Origin of the sequence: Blautia glucerasea (assembly GCF_020537505.1) — a bacterium.
In the GTDB taxonomy this organism is placed as follows: Bacteria; Bacillota; Clostridia; order Lachnospirales; family Lachnospiraceae; genus Blautia_A.
On record NZ_JAJBMO010000008.1, the window covers coordinates 129,466 to 148,340 of the forward strand.

The 18,875-nt window shown below is 45.3% G+C and carries 18 protein-coding genes and 1 pseudogene; 9 read left to right on the top strand and 10 right to left on the bottom strand.

The genetic code is table 11. From position 1 onward, the window contains the following. Positions 1-178: 178 nt before the first annotated feature. Complete coding sequence (locus LIQ05_RS09235) at positions 179-1,519, bottom strand: MATE family efflux transporter (protein WP_226820137.1); 1,341 nt, start codon at positions 1,517-1,519, stop codon at positions 179-181. 172 nt (positions 1,520-1,691) lie between these two features. Here LIQ05_RS09235 and LIQ05_RS09240 point away from each other — a divergent pair, with 172 nt between their 5' ends. Continuing rightward, on the top strand, positions 1,692-2,654 hold the full coding sequence (locus LIQ05_RS09240) for an RluA family pseudouridine synthase (protein ID WP_226820139.1): 963 nt from the start codon (positions 1,692-1,694) through the stop codon (positions 2,652-2,654). 90 nt (positions 2,655-2,744) lie between these two features. Here LIQ05_RS09240 and LIQ05_RS09245 read toward each other — a convergent pair whose 3' ends face one another. From LIQ05_RS09245 to coaBC, 3 genes are all read right to left on the bottom strand, one after another. Next, positions 2,745-3,518 (bottom strand): type III pantothenate kinase, encoded by a 774-nt coding sequence (locus LIQ05_RS09245; RefSeq protein ID WP_226820141.1) that lies wholly within the window; start codon positions 3,516-3,518, stop codon positions 2,745-2,747. Positions 3,519-3,651: 133 nt separating this feature from the next. Further along, a complete protein-coding gene (locus tag LIQ05_RS09250; protein ID WP_226820143.1) occupies positions 3,652-4,302 on the bottom strand; it encodes an ECF transporter S component in 651 nt (216 codons plus the stop codon). Positions 4,303-4,389: 87 nt separating this feature from the next. Next, complete coding sequence (gene coaBC, locus LIQ05_RS09255; protein ID WP_226820145.1) at positions 4,390-5,592, bottom strand: bifunctional phosphopantothenoylcysteine decarboxylase/phosphopantothenate--cysteine ligase CoaBC; 1,203 nt, start codon at positions 5,590-5,592, stop codon at positions 4,390-4,392. A 280-nt stretch (positions 5,593-5,872) separates the two neighbouring features. Here coaBC and LIQ05_RS09260 point away from each other — a divergent pair, with 280 nt between their 5' ends. Continuing rightward, positions 5,873-6,436: a class I SAM-dependent methyltransferase gene (locus tag LIQ05_RS09260; RefSeq protein ID WP_226820215.1), complete on the top strand. Its 564-nt coding sequence runs from the start codon at positions 5,873-5,875 to the stop codon at positions 6,434-6,436. A 121-nt stretch (positions 6,437-6,557) separates the two neighbouring features. On the opposite strand, the gene LIQ05_RS09265 is transcribed toward LIQ05_RS09260, so the two are convergent. Then, a complete protein-coding gene (locus tag LIQ05_RS09265; RefSeq protein WP_226820147.1) occupies positions 6,558-7,334 on the bottom strand; it encodes a peptidylprolyl isomerase in 777 nt (258 codons plus the stop codon). Between the two features lie 265 nt (positions 7,335-7,599). On the opposite strand from LIQ05_RS09265, the gene LIQ05_RS09270 reads away from it, so the two are divergent. Then, positions 7,600-8,079 (top strand): S-ribosylhomocysteine lyase, encoded by a 480-nt coding sequence (locus LIQ05_RS09270; protein WP_226820149.1) that lies wholly within the window; start codon positions 7,600-7,602, stop codon positions 8,077-8,079. Between the two features lie 228 nt (positions 8,080-8,307). On the opposite strand, the gene LIQ05_RS09275 is transcribed toward LIQ05_RS09270, so the two are convergent. Together LIQ05_RS09275 and LIQ05_RS09280 are read right to left on the bottom strand one after the other, a co-directional pair. Beyond that, the gene (locus tag LIQ05_RS09275) at positions 8,308-8,829 is read right to left on the bottom strand and encodes an SH3 domain-containing protein (RefSeq protein ID WP_226820151.1); all 522 of its coding nucleotides are present in this window, start codon (positions 8,827-8,829) and stop codon (positions 8,308-8,310) included. 255 nt (positions 8,830-9,084) lie between these two features. Beyond that, positions 9,085-10,134 carry an XdhC family protein gene (locus LIQ05_RS09280; protein WP_226820153.1) on the bottom strand — a complete coding sequence of 350 codons (1,050 nt, stop codon included), beginning with the start codon at positions 10,132-10,134 and terminating at the stop codon, positions 9,085-9,087. Positions 10,135-10,222: 88 nt separating this feature from the next. On the opposite strand from LIQ05_RS09280, the gene LIQ05_RS09285 reads away from it, so the two are divergent. From LIQ05_RS09285 to LIQ05_RS20620, 3 genes and pseudogenes are all read left to right on the top strand, one after another. Then, positions 10,223-10,831 carry a hypothetical protein gene (locus tag LIQ05_RS09285; RefSeq protein ID WP_226820155.1) on the top strand — a complete coding sequence of 203 codons (609 nt, stop codon included), beginning with the start codon at positions 10,223-10,225 and terminating at the stop codon, positions 10,829-10,831. A 9-nt stretch (positions 10,832-10,840) separates the two neighbouring features. Beyond that, entirely contained in the window at positions 10,841-11,419 is a 579-nt protein-coding gene (locus LIQ05_RS09290) for a cation:dicarboxylate symporter family transporter (RefSeq protein ID WP_226820157.1), read from the top strand. Positions 11,420-11,653: 234 nt separating this feature from the next. After that, positions 11,654-11,698 (top strand): annotated as a pseudogene (locus LIQ05_RS20620) (hypothetical protein); the annotation flags it as partial. Here the strand turns inward: LIQ05_RS20620 and hydA are convergent. Beyond that, positions 11,679-13,058 carry a dihydropyrimidinase gene (gene hydA / locus LIQ05_RS09295; RefSeq protein ID WP_226820159.1) on the bottom strand — a complete coding sequence of 460 codons (1,380 nt, stop codon included), beginning with the start codon at positions 13,056-13,058 and terminating at the stop codon, positions 11,679-11,681. The pseudogene LIQ05_RS20620 and the gene hydA overlap by 20 nt on opposite strands. A gap of 532 nt (positions 13,059-13,590) precedes the next feature. Between hydA and LIQ05_RS09300 the strand changes: the two genes are divergently transcribed. After that, positions 13,591-14,229, top strand: a complete 639-nt coding sequence (locus LIQ05_RS09300; RefSeq protein ID WP_226820161.1) for a helix-turn-helix transcriptional regulator — start codon at positions 13,591-13,593, stop codon at positions 14,227-14,229. 183 nt (positions 14,230-14,412) lie between these two features. Here the strand turns inward: LIQ05_RS09300 and LIQ05_RS09305 are convergent, their stop codons facing one another. Continuing rightward, positions 14,413-14,604: a hypothetical protein gene (locus LIQ05_RS09305; protein WP_226820163.1), complete on the bottom strand. Its 192-nt coding sequence runs from the start codon at positions 14,602-14,604 to the stop codon at positions 14,413-14,415. Between the two features lie 94 nt (positions 14,605-14,698). Beyond that, a complete protein-coding gene (locus LIQ05_RS09310; RefSeq protein WP_226820165.1) occupies positions 14,699-15,943 on the bottom strand; it encodes a DUF1015 domain-containing protein in 1,245 nt (414 codons plus the stop codon). 333 nt (positions 15,944-16,276) lie between these two features. Between LIQ05_RS09310 and dpaL the strand changes: the two genes are divergently transcribed. After that, positions 16,277-17,506: a diaminopropionate ammonia-lyase gene (gene dpaL / locus LIQ05_RS09315; RefSeq protein WP_226820167.1), complete on the top strand. Its 1,230-nt coding sequence runs from the start codon at positions 16,277-16,279 to the stop codon at positions 17,504-17,506. A 47-nt stretch (positions 17,507-17,553) separates the two neighbouring features. Continuing rightward, positions 17,554-18,864, top strand: coding sequence for a YgeY family selenium metabolism-linked hydrolase (locus LIQ05_RS09320; protein ID WP_226820169.1), 1,311 nt, complete (start codon positions 17,554-17,556; stop codon positions 18,862-18,864). Positions 18,865-18,875 lie beyond the last annotated feature (11 nt).

The window sequence follows — 18,875 nt, forward strand, 5'->3', positions numbered from 1 at the left end:
CTCCCGGTTGCCGCAGGAAATTCTGTCCTGAAAAAGCATCCAGTATCTGACTGTACAGTAACGGACTTGTGCAGGAATTTCACCTGACTTCCTGATAATGCTTTCCCCTGTTTTTATCCGTTACATTATATAATTTTGCCGTTTAAAAGTCAATAAAGGGGGACGGCTTTCTTGACTTTTATACCACTTTATGCTCCATCCATTTCCCACTTTTAAGCCGCAGGCTGAAAATAATAGCGCGGACAGTCCAGTCGGTGAACATTCCGATCCAGACGGCCATTGGTCCCATACCACAGACACGGATCAGATAAACGCACAGGCAGAAACGAAACACCCACATGGTGGTGCAGGAAGTGATCATGGAGAATTTCACATCCCCAGCAGCGCGCATGCCATAGGCTGGAATAAAGGCGAACATCCAGACGACAGGCTTCACAATGGTAATCCAGAACATCATATCCAGACACATGCTGGCACTTTCAGCTTCCATCCCGCCGATCATGGTGATCGGTCTTGCAAGGACATACACCACTGCACAGCAGGCAATCAGAAAAACCTCAGAAAAGATCATAAGCTTCTTCATATAATAAACGGCCTCGTCTTTTCTTCCCGCTCCAAGGCTCTGTCCAACCACCGTCATAAGTCCGATTCCTACCCCGATGACAGCTGTTCCATTTAACATTTCCAGCATATTAGTCATAGCCTGGGCTGCAATTGCGGTAGTTCCAAGTGTAGAAACGGTAGACTGGATTGCCAGTTTGCCAAGCTGGAACATGCTGTTCTCTACTCCTGAGGGAATACCAAGTGCCAGGATCCTCTTTATCATTTTTCCATCCGGGCGTATTTTCAGATAATCGCGGACTACAATTGGCTGTCTGTCTTTTCGCAGCTGATACAGCACTACTACTGCACAGAAAATTCTGGAGACCAGTGTAGAAATTGCAGCTCCGGCAACTCCCATATGAAATACCCAGATCAGAATTCCATTTCCTACAATGTTCATCACATTGGAAATAATAGAGATCACCATTGGTCCTCTGGTATTCTCCTGGGCGCGGAAAATGGAGGCTCCGGCATCGTAAAGCGCAATAAACGGATAAGACAGCACAGTATAAAAGAAATATACCATGGAATTATCCATTACATCTGCGTCCACGTTTCCGAAAATAAAGCTAAGCAGCGGTGCACGAAATACAAGTCCGGCCACAACGATAAAAACAGAAATGGCGGTTATAATAAAAAGGGCTTGCCTGGCGGATTTGTTTGCCATCTCGTGATTCTTCTGCCCCAGATACTGGGTACAGATAATAGTGCCTCCTGCTGCCAATGCTGAAAAGGCCTGAATGATCAGCACATTGATGGAGTCCACAAGGGAGACTGCGGAAATGGCGGCAGAGCCTACATTGCTGACCATCATGGTATCCACCGTACCCATCAATGCGTTTAAAAGCTGCTCCATAATGATGGGCACAAGAAGCGCCCGGAGCATTTTGTTTGTAAAAAGATGTTGTTGTTCCATATGTTTCCTCTTTTTCCCTAAATATAAAATACATATTCCTCATAAAAACGGAGCAACTACTTCCATGGGGATATTTTCTGTGCTATTATACACCTTGAGTAAAAAAATTGCAGTATTTAATTACACACAATCCTTATTTTTCAGCATACATATCACTTTCAGGAGGATTACTTTGGACCGAATTCTTACATACACTATACAACCAGAACAGGAAGGGATGCAGCTTCTTGATTTTCTCCGAAGCAAGGGCTTTTCCAGGGGAATTCTGTCTTCCATGAAGCCGTACAAAAGTGCAATCCAGCTAAATGGGGAGCGTGGCTTCGGAAAATCGGTTCTTAGAACCGGAGATTTCCTTCGCATTCATATCCCAGAGACAGACAGCAGCGAAAATATTCTTCCTGTAAAAATGGACCTTTCCATTCTTTATGAGGATGAAGACATTCTGGTGATCAATAAAGAGGCGGACATGCCAGTTCATCCTTCCATTGGAAATTATGATAATACCCTGGCAAATGGAATTGCCTGGTATTTTAAAGAAAAAGGACAAGCTTTCGTCTACCGCTGCATCAACCGCCTGGACCGTGATACCACAGGAGCACTGATTTTGGCGAAAAATCCCTACAGCGCGGCAGTCCTCTCCGCCCAGATGAAGCAGCGCCAGATCCGGCGGACTTACCTGGCAATTGTGCAGGGGATCACGCCAGAGTTTGGAACCATTGATGCGCCTATTGGACGGGCGGAGGATTCTACCATTGAGCGGCAGGTTGATTTCACAAATGGGGAACGTGCAGTCACCCATTATGAGCGGTTAGATGCCTATGGTTCTTATGATGGTCATACCTTTTCCCGGTTATCCGCACACGACATCCAGAAAGCTTCCGCCGTCACGTTCATCACCTACTCCCTCATGGAACTTCATCTGGAAACCGGACGCACCCATCAGATCCGTGTGCATATGAAACACATTGGGCATCCGCTGCCTGGAGACTTTCTATACAATCCGGATTACCGGATCATCCATAGACAGCCTTTGCACTCTTTCCAGCTGGAATTTGCCCACCCGGTCACAGGAGAAAATATTTGTATTACCGCCCCCGTTCCCAGGGATTTTGCAAATGCATTTCATCATCTCTAATATAAGAAACAAGCTTTGGTAAACTCAAAACAGGTCAGGACCTTGCACCCGCAAGGTTCTGACCTGCATTTTTTATCCCCTATATAAAACTTAAGCATCCTTTCGGTTCTTCTCATAAATAACCAGCAGTCCCTTTAAGAGAAGATCCTCATCCAGAATGATCTCTCTTTTACAATGAGGAACCACTTTTCGTGCCAGGCCGCCAGTAGCGACCACCGTGATCTTCTGGCCAAGTTCCTCCTCAATCCGGTCGATGCTGCCATCAAGAGCTGCTGCATTGCTGTAGATCACACCACTCTTCATACACTCGATGGTATTTTTCCCAATGATACGCTTTGGTGCATCGATGCTGATACCGCTAAGCTGGGATGCGTGAGCTGTGAGGGCATCCAGGGACACTCCCATTCCGGGAAAAATCATGCCTCCCACATAATGCTTTTTCTCATCCACAACGCTTATAGTAGTTGCAGTTCCCATGTCAATCAGAGCCAAAGGCACCGGATACTCTGCGATTCCCGCCACTGCATTTGCCACCTGGTCAGCACCCAGCTGTCCAGGATTGTCCATCATAATGTTCAGTCCGGTCTTTACACCAGGTCCCAGAACCATAGACTCTTTTTTCAGGACCTTCTCTGCTGCAAGCTTCACTGCATTGGTGATCTGGGGTACTACGGAAGAAATGATACAGCCATCGATTTCTGTTCGCTTCACATGGTAAATGTCCACAACTGTTTTCAGGTCAACTGCATATTCCAGTTCTGTTTTGGTACGGACAGTGGAAAGTCTCTCGATGAAATACGTTTTTTCCCGGTCGATACATCCCACTACAATGTTAGTATTTCCAATATCAATTGCTAAAATCATATTTTTCCTCCATAGCTTTCTATCATCTGTCAAACACCCCAGCCCCGTAAGCATTGCCGTTCACAGCAACACTCTCCCCAGAATGTTATCTGTAAACAGATACTTACAAAAGCCGGTTTATATTCAGGTTCTCTTAAACCTCTGCTGCCTTAACCACTTTCTCTGCGTTCTTCTCTGCTCCCGGAAGAAGTCTTGCCTTATAAAGGGCTGCGCCTACCGCACCTGTAATAACCGTTGCGGAAAGCATTTCACACACTGCGTTGACTCCTACGAATGTACAGATAAACAGGATCACATTTTTTCCGCCCATCAGTCCCTGTACATACTCGGTATTTCCAAAAAGACCAACTAACAGGGTCATGAAGAACAGCGTATTTAAAAATGCGGAGCAAAAGCCTGTTACAGCGCAGGAAAGATAAATATTTCTGGATTTCTTGCGGATTCCCTGGAAAATATAGCCAAGAAGAAGTCCGTCAACCAGTCTTGGGATAAATCTCTGAATAAATGCAAAAAGTGGATTGATTCCGAATAAAGTAGCACCCATAATGCTGGTACCGCCAATACCGATACACTGACCGAAGCTGGTAAGTCCGAATACAGCTCCTGCAACGGCTCCGCCTACAGGTCCCATTGTGATCGCACTGATGGCAACTGGAATAATATTAAAGGTGATGGCAAGAGGCCCGATGTTCAGGTAGCCAAGAGGTGTGTAAGCCATCAGAAGCAGAATTGCGATCATCAGGCCAAGTAACGTGATTTGAGATGTTGTAAATTTTTTGTTCATATTGTCCTCCTTGTTATCGTTCCCTATATTAGAGCCTTTATATGCCCAGGGATACAATACGGTATGGAACAGCGGGCATGATCATTTTTATTTACCCGCCACTCTTAAAAATAATATTTTATCCAGGATTTTACCGGCTGCATCCTCCTTACTCATAAGCGGGAGTGATACTTCCTCATCCTGTGTAATCAGAGTCAGAACATTGGTGTCCCCCTGGAATCCGGCACCTGCCATCTTGACATTGTTGGCCGCTACCATGTCCAGATTTTTCTTCGTAAGTTTGACTCTGGAATTACCGATCATATTCTGTGTTTCCATGGAAAAACCACACAGAAACTGTCCATCTGGTTTGTGCTCCCCAAGATATTTCAGAATGTCATCTGTTCTCTCAAGGGCAATGGACATGTCATCGTTTTTCTTTTTGATTTTCTCATCGCTCACATTGGCAGGACGATAATCTGCCACTGCTGCTGCTTTGATAATAATATCCTGTTCCTGGCTGGCAGAGGTTACAGCTTCATACATATCCCTGGCAGTCACTACAGGAACCACCTTCACAAAGGGAGGAGGCGTAAGCGCAGTACGTCCACTTACCAGTGTGACATCTGCTCCGCGGAGCATGGCCATTTTTGCAATGGCGTAGCCCATTTTTCCTGAAGAGTGGTTTGTAATATAACGGACAGGATCGATTGCTTCCTGGGTAGGGCCGGCGGTAACCAGCACCTTCATTCCTTCCATATCCTTCTCACAGGCACACTCTCTTAAAATGTAATTTAAAAGAGTTTCCGGCTCCGGCATTTTGCCAGCTCCGGTGTCGCCGCATGCAAGGTAACCCACAGCGGGATCGATCACTTCATACCCATAATGCTCCAGAGTCTTCAGATTATCCTGGACAATGGGATTCTCGAACATATTGGTATTCATAGCCGGAGAAATAAACTTCTTGCATTTACATGCCATAATGGTAGTGGTAAGCATATCATCTGCAATTCCGTGAGCCAGCTTGCCGATCACATTGGCACTGGCCGGTGCGATCATCACCACATCTGCTTTCTTTGCAATGGACACATGCTCCACCTGGAACTGAAAATTCCTGTCAAAGGTATCCACAAGGCATTTATTCCCGGTCAGGGTTTCAAAGGTAATGGGATTAATAAAATTAGTTGCGTTTCTGGTCATAAGCACATGAACATCTGCGTGCTGTTTCTTCAACGCACTTGCAAGATAGGCGATCTTATATGCAGCAATACTTCCTGTCACTCCCAGAAGAACGGTTTTTCCATCTAACATTATTTTCCCTCATCTCTCTTTGAAATCTTTCGGATAAAATATACCTGTCATTTTGTATCTCTTATCCGTACCGCTTATTATAAAACAAAAAGACGTATGAATGCAATGTATTTTTTATATGTTCAGCTTTTCATACATAAATAAACTCTATATATGTCTTTCTATATCTTTCCTTTGTTCTTATATCTGTTATAATAACTTTATTATTCTGATGAATTCTCTTGTAAATACTGGATTATCACTGCCTTTGACTATAACAATACTGTAAAAGAAAGGAATTATAATGAACTACCAGATTACACAGTGGTGCGCCCACTTTATCACAGAACAGGTAAAAGAAGGGGATCTTTGCATTGACGCTACCATGGGAAACGGAAATGATACCCTGCTTCTCTCCCATCTTTGCGGGGAAAAAGGACATGTCCTTGCTTTTGACATTCAGGAAATGGCACTTTCCAACACGAAAGAACGCCTGGAAAAAGAACATGCAGCCCACAACTATGAGCTGTTTCTGGATTCCCATGTAAATATGGGAAATTACGCAGAGCCCATGAGTGTAAGCTGCATTGTATTTAACTTTGGTTATCTGCCTGGCGGGAACCACAAGCTTGCCACCAGGCCTGAATCCAGCATTTTGGCCCTTACCACCTCCCTCTCCCTTTTGAAAAGAGGCGGGATCCTGATGCTATGCATTTACAGTGGCGGAGATTCCGGATTCCAGGAGCGGGATGCACTGCTTGGCTGGCTGAAAGAACTGGATCCTAAAAAATATCTGGTTATCAAAACCGAATATTATAATCGTCCTAATAATCCGCCTATGCCTGTGCTTGTAGTCAAACTCTAAGCCGCCTCTGTCCATGCCTATTTTCTTAGCTTTTATATGCAAACACCCCTCAGACAGATGATACACATTTTTCTCTGCCTAAGGGGTATTTTATCGTTTGTTATTCTTAAGCCATGCTTTATCAGTCAATGATCGTAACACTTGTCATCACCGGCTGCTCACCTGCGGAAATGGTTCCGTTATTATCTGTAGGCTTCGCATCCTTGCAGATCTGGTCTACAATATCCATACCCTCGGTCACATGTCCGAAAGCTGCGTACTGTCCGTCCAGATAGGTGCTGTCCGACTGTACGATGAAGAACTGGGAGCTTGCGCTGTCCGGATCTGAGGATCTTGCCATGGAGATAACGCCTCTTTCATGGGAAATGTTATTCTCCACACCATTCTCAGAGAACTCTCCCTTAATAGTCTCATCAGAGCCGCCTCGCCCAGTTCCTTCCGGATCTCCTCCCTGGATCATAAAGCCATCAATAATACGATGGAAGGTAAGTCCATCATAGAAGTGCTCCTGTGCCAGTTTTACAAAATTGGTCACACTGATAGGAGCAGTATCTGCATCCAGCTCTACCTTAATGGTGCCGTAATCCTGTACCTCGATCTCAGCATGGTGAAGACCGGTAAGAGGCTGTGAAGTATCCAGAACAGCATCTGCGTATACACTTTCGCTGTCTCCGGAGCCATCTGTAAATCCGGAAACCTCCTCGTCTGTTCCATCTGTCTTATCTGTACTTTCATCTTTTGTATCTTCTGTCTCTGTATTCTCTTTAGTGTCCGTCTTGGTATCTCCAGCTTCTGTGCTGGTACTTTCTTCTTTCGTATCATCTGAGCCACAGCCTGCAAGCATTCCCACAGAAAGGGTTGCCACCATCAGCATTGCCAGAATTTTTCTTTTCTTCATAATGTCATGCCTCCAATTTAAAAAGCTGTTTCCAATATCGCATCCGATATGAAAATGAGTTACTGTTCACGTCCAGGCCAGTAACAGAATAGCGCCAGGCAATTCCTGACGCCATCTTTTTCCATTATAACGAAATTCACACAAAAAACAATTGTTTTCACAAATTGTTCAATTTCTTTTTCTCTTTCTTTCTCTTGCCACATAGGGGAATGTCTGTTAAAATCAAGAAAGTTAGAAATTATTATATAGAAAGCGAGGCCTTTTTATGGAAAAAATCACCAGTTTTACAATAGATCACATCAAGCTGCAGCCAGGTGTTTATGTATCCCGCAAGGATCCGGTTGGAGACAGCGTGATCACCACTTTTGATATCCGTATGACTTCCCCCAACGAGGAGCCGGTTATGAATACCGCAGAGCTTCATACTATCGAACATCTTGCAGCTACCTTTCTTCGCAACCACAGGGAATTCGGACCGAAGATGATCTACTGGGGACCAATGGGCTGCCGTACCGGCAATTATCTGCTGCTGAACGGAGATTATGAGTCTAAGGACATTGTTCCGCTTATGATTGAAACCTTTGAGTTTATCCGTGATTTTGAAGGGGAGGTTCCCGGAGCTTCTCCTAAAGATTGTGGAAATTATCTGGACATGAATCTGGGAATGGCAAAATATCTGGCTAAGAAATTTCTGGATGAAGTGCTGTACGATATTAAGCCTGACAGACTGGTTTATCCGGAGTAAGAAATTAAAAATCACCCTCTTGCCATGCGGCAGGAGGGTTTTTTATACAAAAAAACGCTATGTAAATGTCAGATAATCTCATTCATTTACATAGCATTTTCTAATTTTCACGAGCAACGGGCCAAAGTCCATGCTTGCATGAGACCTTGGCGACTGCCACGGAAACGGGTAAAACCCGCAAAACGCGTTTTACCCGTTTTTTATTTCGTTTTCTCAGATTTTGAAGTATCAGCCTGCAACAGACTCATCCGCTGCAGCATCTGCGCTGCCATCTGTGAAGGACTGGTCAGCAGTTCCATCTGTGGCGGTATCTGCTGCCGCACCATCAGCTGCTGTATCCGCAGCTACTGCACTTACATAATCACCAGATACATAAGCGGTCTGGCCCTCATAAGAAACCTCGATCCAGCCATTGTCACACACACCTGTACTGGTAAGCTGTGTGCCATTTGCCACGCCAGCGATTAATGTGGCATCTGCACTTGCATCTGCACGAAGGTTTACATCTGCATTTGCAACATAAGTACCATCCTGCTTGGTAACATTTACGCCGCTTGCAGTCTGCACTATAACAGGCTCCGGTGTAGGGGTTGCCTCTGGTGTAGGGGTTACCTCCGGTGTAGGGGTAGGAATTGGTGTAGGGGTTGCCTGTATAACAGTAACGGTTGCTCCGGCGCCTTCCTCAAATCCACATCCTGGAATAGAAAATGCTGCGCCAAGAAGCAAAACGGCTAATGCTGCTTTTTTCATAATATAATTCCTCCTTTACAAAGCACTGGTGCTTTGAATTGATTCATCTTCTCTTAATATAAATATTACAAAAACAGACTCATTTCGCGAATCGTTACAATTAATATACAGTATTATTACAAATTATGCAACCCCTAAGTGTAGCTTTGCCTATGGAATTCCTTTCTTATCCGTTACTGGCCACAACCTGACCGGCAACACACTTCGCAATGCACAGGAAGCAAAAAACACCTCTAGTAAACTGTAGTCCTTAGCTTACACCTGCTCAAACACCACCGTCACCTGTCCGCCGCAGATCATGCCAAGGCTGTCCTTTCCGTCTGCAGTTAAGGCATAGTGCTTTACTTCTTTTTCTTTTACTTCTTTGCAGTGATGGATGGCTTCAAACTCTACTTTTCCGCCTCCAATGCTGCCTGTGATATGACCGGAGGGTTCTACGAACATTTTGCTTCCCACACCTCTTGGGGAGGAACCGGATTTCTCAGCGATGGTGACCATCACACCAGGACGGCCCTCCAGCACTGCTGCCTCTACTTTTTCATCACAATATGCGGAATAATGCTGGTTCTTCACCTTAACGATCTCTGCCATAATGCTCACTGCAATCTCCTCTGGAAGCTGACCGCCAAGAGGGATTCCAATGGGGGCATGGACCTCATCCAGCTGTGCCTCTGTGTAGCCTTCCTTCAGAAGGTTTTCCCGGGTAACCCACACTTTGTTTTTGCTGCCGATCATGCCCAGATATTCGTATGGGCGGTGAAGAAGCCGGCGAAGGCAGTCTGCATCGCCAAGATGTCCTCTGGTGAGAATTACATAATAGGCATTGTCATAGGGAGCAATGTATTGATCTAAATCTTTGAAATCACCATACACCAGCTGGTCTGCTTCTGGGAAACGCTCTCTTGTCACAAAGTCTTCTCTGTCATCCATGATTGTCACATGAAAACCAAGCATTTTCCCAAGATGGGCAGTAGGCTGTGAAACGTGACCGCCGCCAAAAATCACAAGCCGCGGATTCTTGCGGTAATCTTCTACAAAAAGGCGGTGGCCGTCCGCCTGGACCACCTTTGTTTCTCTGGTATTCTTCAAAATATTAAAATACTTATCCCAGACAGCCTGATCCTTCGGATTTCCGGGAATCAGTTGCATATTTGATGCCTGATCAGCGGATTCACTGCTGTTTTCTTCCCGGATCACGGTCTCTGGTTTCAGGATACACTTCTTCCCCATATAAGGACCATCCAGAAAAATTCCGGTTTTCACTCTGCCTTTTTCGTCCAGGATCTGGTAAATTTTATTGTACATGGTACTTCACCTCATTTATAATTGATTTCATTATTTCATTGCACCTTTTATTCCTATATATTATAATACATTCGGAGGAATTTTCACAATGAAGAAAAAAAGAATTATGGCCAGTTTTCCTATTCGGATTCTGGCAGTCAGTATACTTGGTCTCCTTGCAGGCCTGTTTTTTAATGCCACGAGAACTATGGGACTGACCTCCGGAGCTTTGAATCTGGTTGTCACAGCCCGTTATGTGCTAAGCCAGCTGATCACTTTCCTGGCACCTGTGATCATCCTCGGTCTTATGGCATCCTCGATTATTTCCGTAAAAAAGGATCCCACACCGGTCACGGCACCGGCCATTCGGATCACCTATTTTTCCATGCTCGGAGCAGCCGCCTTCGCGTCAGTCCTTGGCTACCTGATCATTCCAAGACTTCCGGTATCCACAGACAGCCTGTCTTTCCGGTTTCTTCCAGATACCTTGTTTGAGCTGCCTATTCCAGCACCTGTTTCTGCCTTAAGTACATTGGTGCTTGCTATTTTACTTGGTTTTGGTGCCTGCTGGACCAATGCCACACGGACAAAAGAGCTTTTACAGGAGCTTCGGGGAATCACCCTTTCCTTGATGTCCAGAATCCTTCTCCCCGTATTGCCGGCTTATATCGGGCTTTCCCTTTGTACGCTGGCTTATCAGGGATATTTTATTAAGTAACTGCCACTTTTGCTTCTGGCTCTCATCATTGTAATCCCGGCTTACATGATCTGGGTACTTGCCCTGTATCATATTGCAGGCTCCTATGCAGGGGAAAAACCATGGGAAATTATGAAAAATTATATGCCAGTCTGTAAAATAGCTCTGAAAACCCATTCTTCCACTGCGTCCGAAAAGTACTCCAGAGAAGCGGCGGACAAATGCAGCCAGCTGGATCCAAGGCTTACGAAAGAAACGGTCCCACTGTTTACCCGGATCCACCACTGTGGTTCCGTCCTTGCAGAAGTATTTTTCGCCATGATGATTTCCCGGATTCTTTACGGTTCTGTTCCTGCACCTGGAACCATGGTGGTCTTTTGCATTCTTCTTGCCACCTGTTCCATTGGTACACCCGGGCTTTCCTGGGGAACGGTCATGGTATCCCTGGGAACCCTGACCGGGATCCTGAAGTTTGGAGATTCCGGCGTGGCGCTGATGTTCGCTGTTTTTGCACTCCATGATGCCTTTGCAGCAGCCTGCAACATGACCTGTGACGGAGCCGCCGTTCTGTTTCTCACAGGGTATGCGAAGAGACATGATATGAAATAGAGGACTGAATTCTCCACAACGGTTGCTTTTTCAAACATGCTCTACTCCTGAAGTCCGGTCAGCTGGCTGCAAACCCAAAATACCGTGATAACAAAGCGAAATGTACTTTTCATTCCGCCTTTTATCACGGCATTTTTGTCTTAAATTACTTCCCCCCTGAACTTGCAAATTGATTTTCCCACTACGACACAATGCGCATTGTAAGTATCTCCCACAAATTGTGGCGCACATCCTGCAGAAAGCCTTTTTCAGACACGCTCTAGTCCAACGGCTGTCTGAGCCCTCTTTTAATATAAGTTCCCAGTTTGTCCTGAACCAGTTTTCCATCTTCCACAGCAAGATTTCCACGAAGAAATACCTTGTCAATATCTCCATGGATCTTAAAACCCTCATAGGGATTATTGTCTGTATTGTAAGCATGTGTTTTTGCAGAGATAACATTCTCTTTCCCGGGATCAAACACTACAATATCGGCGTCGCTGCCTTCGGATATGGATCCCTTGTCTGGATATACTCCATATAGCTTCGCTGGGTTCTCACACAGAAGCTGACACATTTTCTCTACTGTAATTTTTCCAGTGCGTACACCGTAGGTATAGAGAAGAGTTCCCCTTGTCTGGACTCCTGGCAGACCGCCTGGGATTTTGGTGAAATCTTTTTTTCCCATTGCTTTCTGGGCAAGGGTAAAGCTGCACTGGTCTGTAGCTACTGTCTGAATATCCCCATTTGCCAGGGCTTTCCACAGGCAGTCCTGATCCTCCTTCTTACGGATTGGCGGAGCGCACACATACTTGGCTCCTTCGAAATCCGGCTTGGAATAAACACTGTCATCCAGAAGCAGATACTGAGGGCAGGTCTCTGCAAATACCGTCTGGTCATTTTCACGGGCGCGGATGATCTCTTCGTAGGCCTTGCGGTTGGTAAGGTGAACTACCATAACCGGAGCCCCGGCTTCCTTCGCAATTACCAGAAGACGGTGTACCGCTTCTGCTTCCATGGTGTCAGGACGAACAAGCGGGTGATTCTCCGGGCCAAGTCTGCCCTGGGATTTCGCCTCCTGGATCAATGCATCGATCACACCTGCATTTTCACAATGGACACCTGCGAAACAGCCTTTTTCATTCAGCGCCTTTATGATCTTGTAAAGGTCCCCGTCGTCCACGATCATAGCCGGATAGGTCATGTACAGCTTAAAGCTGGTGATACCCTCATCGATCATGTCCTGGATTTCTTTCCGGGTCTCTTCATTCCACTCTACAATGGACATATGGAAGGAATAATCACAGGAGCATTTTCCGTCAGCTTTCTTACGCCATTTCTGAAGACCTTCTTTCAAGGTATGTCCGCCCTTGTCCTGTGAGGCAAAATCAATGACCAAAGTGGTTCCTCCCAAAATCGCAGCTCTGGTTCCTGTCTCGAAATCGTCTGCTGTCACAGTACCTGCAACTTCCAGGTCAAAGTGGGTGTGTCCGTCAATAAATCCTGGGAAAAGAAGCTTGCCGGATACATCCAGCAACTGGGCATCTGGCTGGGAAAGGTTCTCTCCCACTTTCACGATCTTCTCTCCCTCTATCATTACGTCCAGCTTCTTCGCAGCAGTACCGGAGACAACAGTTCCATTTTTCAAAAGATATTTCATAATGTGTATCCCCCTTTCACATTTCTGTGGCAATTCTCTTTGCATCAGCCATTGATGGCTTTTTCTGGAATCGCCTGTGCAAAATAACTAATTTTGTTCACATCAACCTTTATTTTAATGTAAATATAACACATGTATTTCCCTTCTTCAATAAAAGAAATACGAATTTTTTTCAGCATTCAATAATTTTTTTGTAAATTTGTCTTTTTATTTTTTTTCGGACATGTTATTATAAATATATGAAGTCATTCGTTACTATCTGCAACATACGAATTCAGGTTACTGTTCATTACGTTCATAGCAACCCGCTTCGCGATGCACAGAAATCCTGCCTTGCATGATTTCGCGCCTACATTCTCGGGTTTTCTGTGAAATCGTTTCACAAAGACACCTCGCGGAACGTTCCCAGTGAACGGTGACAAACACAGACAGGATGCCCGAGATACCTGCGGAGATTTCAGGCATCGACCCATAGCAGGATTTTCCTGCTCATAAAATCAAAAAAACAAATCCAAAACAGGAGGGAACATATATGGGAAGATTAACTGTCTTAGAGCAGATTGCACAGGATATCGCAGCAGAATTTGGAACAGACTGCGAAGTCGTAATCCATGATCTGAAAACAAAAGAACCAGAGCATTCCATTATCTATATTATAAATGGCCATGTAACCGGACGAAATGTGGGGGATGGTCCATCTGATGCAGTTTTCGATGGAATCCGTCAGAAGAGACGGGGAAATGACGATGCTCCAGCTGACCACAATGGTTATCTGATGAAAACAGCTGACGGTAAGATTCTGAAATGCAGCACTTCATATATAAAGGATGACGACGGAAGCCTTCACTATGTATTTGGGATCAACTATGACATCACCAAACTGACCTTGATCAACAGTGCCCTTGATAGTCTGATCACACCGAAGAACAAAGAGGAGACACCGAAGCAGATCACCCACAGTGTCAATGACCTTCTGGAGCGTCTGATCGAGGAATCTGTGAATCTTGTAGGCAAGCCGGTAGCCCTTATGAATAAAGAAGATAAGGTAACTGCAATCCAGTTCCTTAATGATTCCGGAGCTTTTCTTATTACAAAATCCGGAGATAAAGTCGCAAATTACTTTGGAATTTCCAAATATACGCTTTATAGTTATATTGATGTAAATAAATAATACTCCCTTATTTTTCTTTTATTTTTTATAACAATAATAACACATTTTCCATACGGCATAAATAAGCCATATAATACCCTCTCCCTATTACAGGATTTGGTTATTATATGGCTTATTTTTTATAATCTGTCAAAACACACTCTGCTGGTTTGGTCCGTTGCCCGTTATCCCGGCAAGCAGCGGCTATTCTTCTTCGCTTCCCAGCCGGTGCGCTTCTTTGTAAATTTCACAGGCGCCCTGGTTTACACATCGTTTATAGGCGCAGTCCATAAAGGTAAGTGTCCTTTTCCCATCTTTTTCTTCGTACTCACAGCACACGGTCTGACTGCCGTTATACGTTCTGCAAAAGCCTGAGATAAATTCTTCTGTTTCCATTTTCCATCTCCATCAGAATTATTAATCCTACCTGACCAGAGTATATTTTAAAATCATTTATGCACAATCTATCAATATACACACTCTAATTCTGTCAGCTTAATTTATGTACAAAAATCCCGCTGCGCAGCTTTGGTTCGAACCAGGTGGACTTGGGCGGCATCAATTTGCTCTCGTCTGCAATCTGCATCAGATCTTCCATGGAAGTGGGATACAGTGCAAATGCGATTCCCCTGGTCGCATCCGCCATGGCCTGAAGCTCTCTTAGCTTATGGCTTCCGCCAACAAAGCTGATGCGCTTATCTGTTCTCGGATCTCCAATGCCAAGAACCGGTCCTAATACCACATCCTGAAGGATCTGGGAATCCAGCTGTCCTACCACGTCTTTTTCCTCGTAGAGTGCACGCTTCGCCTTCAAAAGGTACCAGAAGCCATCCAGATACATTCCGAAGCAATGCTTCTCCACTGGCTTTGCAGGAAAACCTGGCACGATCGTCATGTCGAAGTTCTCCTTGATCTTCTCAAGAATCTCCTCCACACTCTGCCCATTCAAATCCTTCACCACACGATTATAAGCCAGAATGGTAAGCTGGTCATATGGGAAAACTACGGAAAGGAAATAGTTAAACTCCTCTTCTCCTGTATAATCCGGATTCTCCTGGCGGCGCTTCAGTCCTACCTTCACAGCAGAAGCTGCTCTGTGATGGCCATCTGCAATATAAAATGCAGGGATTGCCTCCAGCTCGCTCTGGATCTGGCTGATGGCCTGATCCTGGTCGATCACCCACACACGGTGTGTGATCTCATCCTCTTCTGTAAAATCATAGGCTGCCTTGTGTTCCTTTTTCCACTGTCCAAGGAGGGCAGTCAGACTGTCTGTGTAACGGCAGGCCAGATAAATAGGTCCGGTATTCGCATCACATACATCCACATGATGAATACGGTCCAGCTCCTTGTCCGATCTGGTAAGCTCATGCTTCTTCACCACACTGTCCAGATAATCATCAATAGAAGCGCAGCCGGCAATTCCAGTCTGTACCCTGCCCTTGCGTACCAGTTCGTATATGTAATAGCAAGGCTTATTATCCTGAACCAGAATGCCATTCTCTTCCATCTTAGAAAGGTTCTCCATTGCCTTCTGGTAAACCTTCCCATCATAAAGATCTGTCTCTGCCGGCAGATCCATCTCCGCTCTGTCTACATGCAGAAAAGAATCCGGATTTTCTTTTCCGATTGCTGCTGCCTCTTCTCTATTCACTACGTCATATGGAAGGGCTGCTACTGCTGCTGCCTTCTCTTCTGTAGGTCTAAGTGCTTTAAATGCACGAAATACTGCCATAAAAATATCGCTCCTTTCCACGGTCCGTATGTGTATGTTTCGTGTTACGGTTCACTCTGGTTACTGTTCTAAAAACACCTCGCGGAACGATAGCCGTGAACAGTAACTCTTTCGTTCTACATGATTCTGCCCGTTTTTCCTAAGTGTCGTAACTTATATTTTACCACAATTATATGCCATCTGCAATAAAACTAAATATTTTTTGAGAAAGCTAAATTTTTTTGTATTTTTCTATTGCAAATTGATTTATTTATGTTATTATACTTATTAGGAAAACAAAAAAGTAAGTAAAACGTAACCAAATAAATCATATCTACGAAGGAGGTTTTCCCCATGACAGACGGACTGAAATGGACGGTCAATCATGTACCGGGATCTGATGACAAGTTCCTGGAGCTGATGTCCGAAGAAAACGTAACCAAAGCAAATGAATTCCACAAAAGCTTTCCACAATATTCCGTAACACCTCTGCAGAAGCTCTCCGCTCTTGCTTCCTATCTTGGAGTAAAAGGCATCTACTGCAAGGATGAATCTTATCGTTTCGGATTAAATGCATTTAAGGTTCTTGGCGGCTCTTACGCAATGGGACGTTACATAGCAAAGGAGCTTGGACGTGATATCAGTGAGCTTCCTTACAATGTTCTCTCCTCTGAAAAATTAAGAGAGGAATTTGGACAGGCTACTTTTTTCACCGCCACAGATGGAAATCACGGCCGCGGCGTTGCCTGGGCAGCTAACCGTCTTGGACAGAAGGCCGTAGTCAGAATGCCAAAGGGAACCACCAGGACACGTTTTGACAACATCGCCAAGGAAGGCGCTGAGGTTACCATCGAGGAAGTAAACTACGACGACTGCGTAAGAATGGCAGCCGCTGAAGCCGCTAAAACAGAACATGGTATCATTGTTCAGGATACTGCATGGGACGGATATGAGGAAATTCCATCCTGGATCATGCAGGGATACGGAACTCTGGTTCTGGAAGCAGATAAGCAGCTGAAGGAAAACGGAGTCGACCGTCCTACCCATGTATTCGTACAGGCTGGTGTTGGTTCCCTGGCTGGTGCAGTTGTAGGATATTTTGCCCACAAATATAAAGAGAATCCCCCAGTAATGGTTGTCTGCGAAGCAAGCGCAGCTGACTGTCTCTACCGCTCCGCTGTCGCAGCAGATGGCAATCTGGTAAATGTTACCGGCGATCTGCAGACGATCATGGCAGGTCTCGCATGCGGCGAGGGAAATACCATTGGTTGGGACATCCTGAAGAATCATGTAACCGCCTTCGCCTCCTGTCCAGACTGGATGAGTGCGAAAGCAACCCGTATTTATGCAAACCCTCTTGAGAACGATCCGCACATCGTATCCGGTGAATCCGGTTCTGTTCCTCTTGGTCTTGCATATACCGCTCTTCATGATGAGGATGCTAAGGATCTCAAGGAAGCCCTGAAGCTGGATGAGAATTCCAATATTCTGGTGATCTCCACAGAGGGGGATACCGATCCAGTCCGTTACCGTGAGATCGTATGGGATGGTTTATACGGAACAACCGAATCATTAAGCAAATAATTATAACAATATTATTATTTTTTATAAAAATACGGAGGTAAAGAGTTATGGATTATAACAAAATCAAAGAAGCTGCACAAAATTACGAAGCAGATATGACCAAATTTCTTCGTGACCTGGTTCACTTCCCAGGCGAGAGCTGCGGTGAGAAAGATCACGTAATGCGAATCAAAGAAGAGATGGAGAAGCTGGGCTTCGATAAGGTTCAGGTTGACCCAATGGGAAATATCCTTGGCTACATGGGAACTGGAAGCACTCTCATCGGTTTCGACGGACACATTGATACAGTAGGTATCGGAAACCGAGAGAACTGGGAATTTGATCCATATGAAGGATTTGAGACTGAGACCGAGATCGGCGGACGTGGAACTTCTGACCAGATGGGTGGTATCGTATCCGCAGTTTACGGTGCCAAGATCATGAAAGACCTTGGTCTTCTTAGTGACAAATATCAGGTAGTCGTTACCGGAACTGTTCAGGAAGAGGACTGCGACGGTCTTTGCTGGCAGTACATCATCAACGAAGACAAGGTTCGCCCGGAATTCGTAGTTTCCACAGAGCCTACAGACGGCGGTATCTACCGCGGACAGCGCGGACGTATGGAAATCCGTATCGATGTAAAGGGTGTTTCCTGCCATGGTTCCGCTCCAGAGCGTGGTGATAATGCCATCTATAAAATGGCTGACATCCTTCAGGACGTTCGTGCATTAAATGAAAACGATGCAGCAGATGAGACCGAGATCAAGGGTCTCGTAAAAATGCTGGACAAGAAATACAATCCAGAATGGGAAGAGGCAAACTTCCTTGGAAGAGGTACTGTTACTACTTCCGAAATCTTCTTCACATCTCCAAGCCGCTGCGCAGTTGCTGACTCCTGTGCTGTTTCCCTTGACCGTCGTATGACAGCAGGTGAGACCTGGGAGAGCTGCCTGGATGAAATCCGCGCCCTTCCATCCGTTAAGAAATATGGTGACGATGTTAAGGTTTCCATGTATGAGTACTCCCGTCCATCCTGGACAGAGCTTGTATATCCAATCGAGTGCTATTTCCCAACATGGGTAATCCCGAAGGATCACAAGGTTACTGCTGCTCTTGAGGAAGCTTATCACAATCTGTATGGCACAGAGCGCATGGGCAATGCTGAGACAGAGGCTATGAGAAAAGCCCGTCCTCTTACTGACAAATGGACTTTCTCTACCAACGGTGTTTCCATTATGGGACGTAACGGAATCCCATGTATCGGATTTGGACCTGGCGCAGAGGCTCAGGCTCACGCTCCCAACGAGAAAACATGGAAAGATGATCTGGTAAGATGTGCAGCTGTTTATGCAGCACTTCCTACTGCTTATTGTAAATAATCTTTTTACCA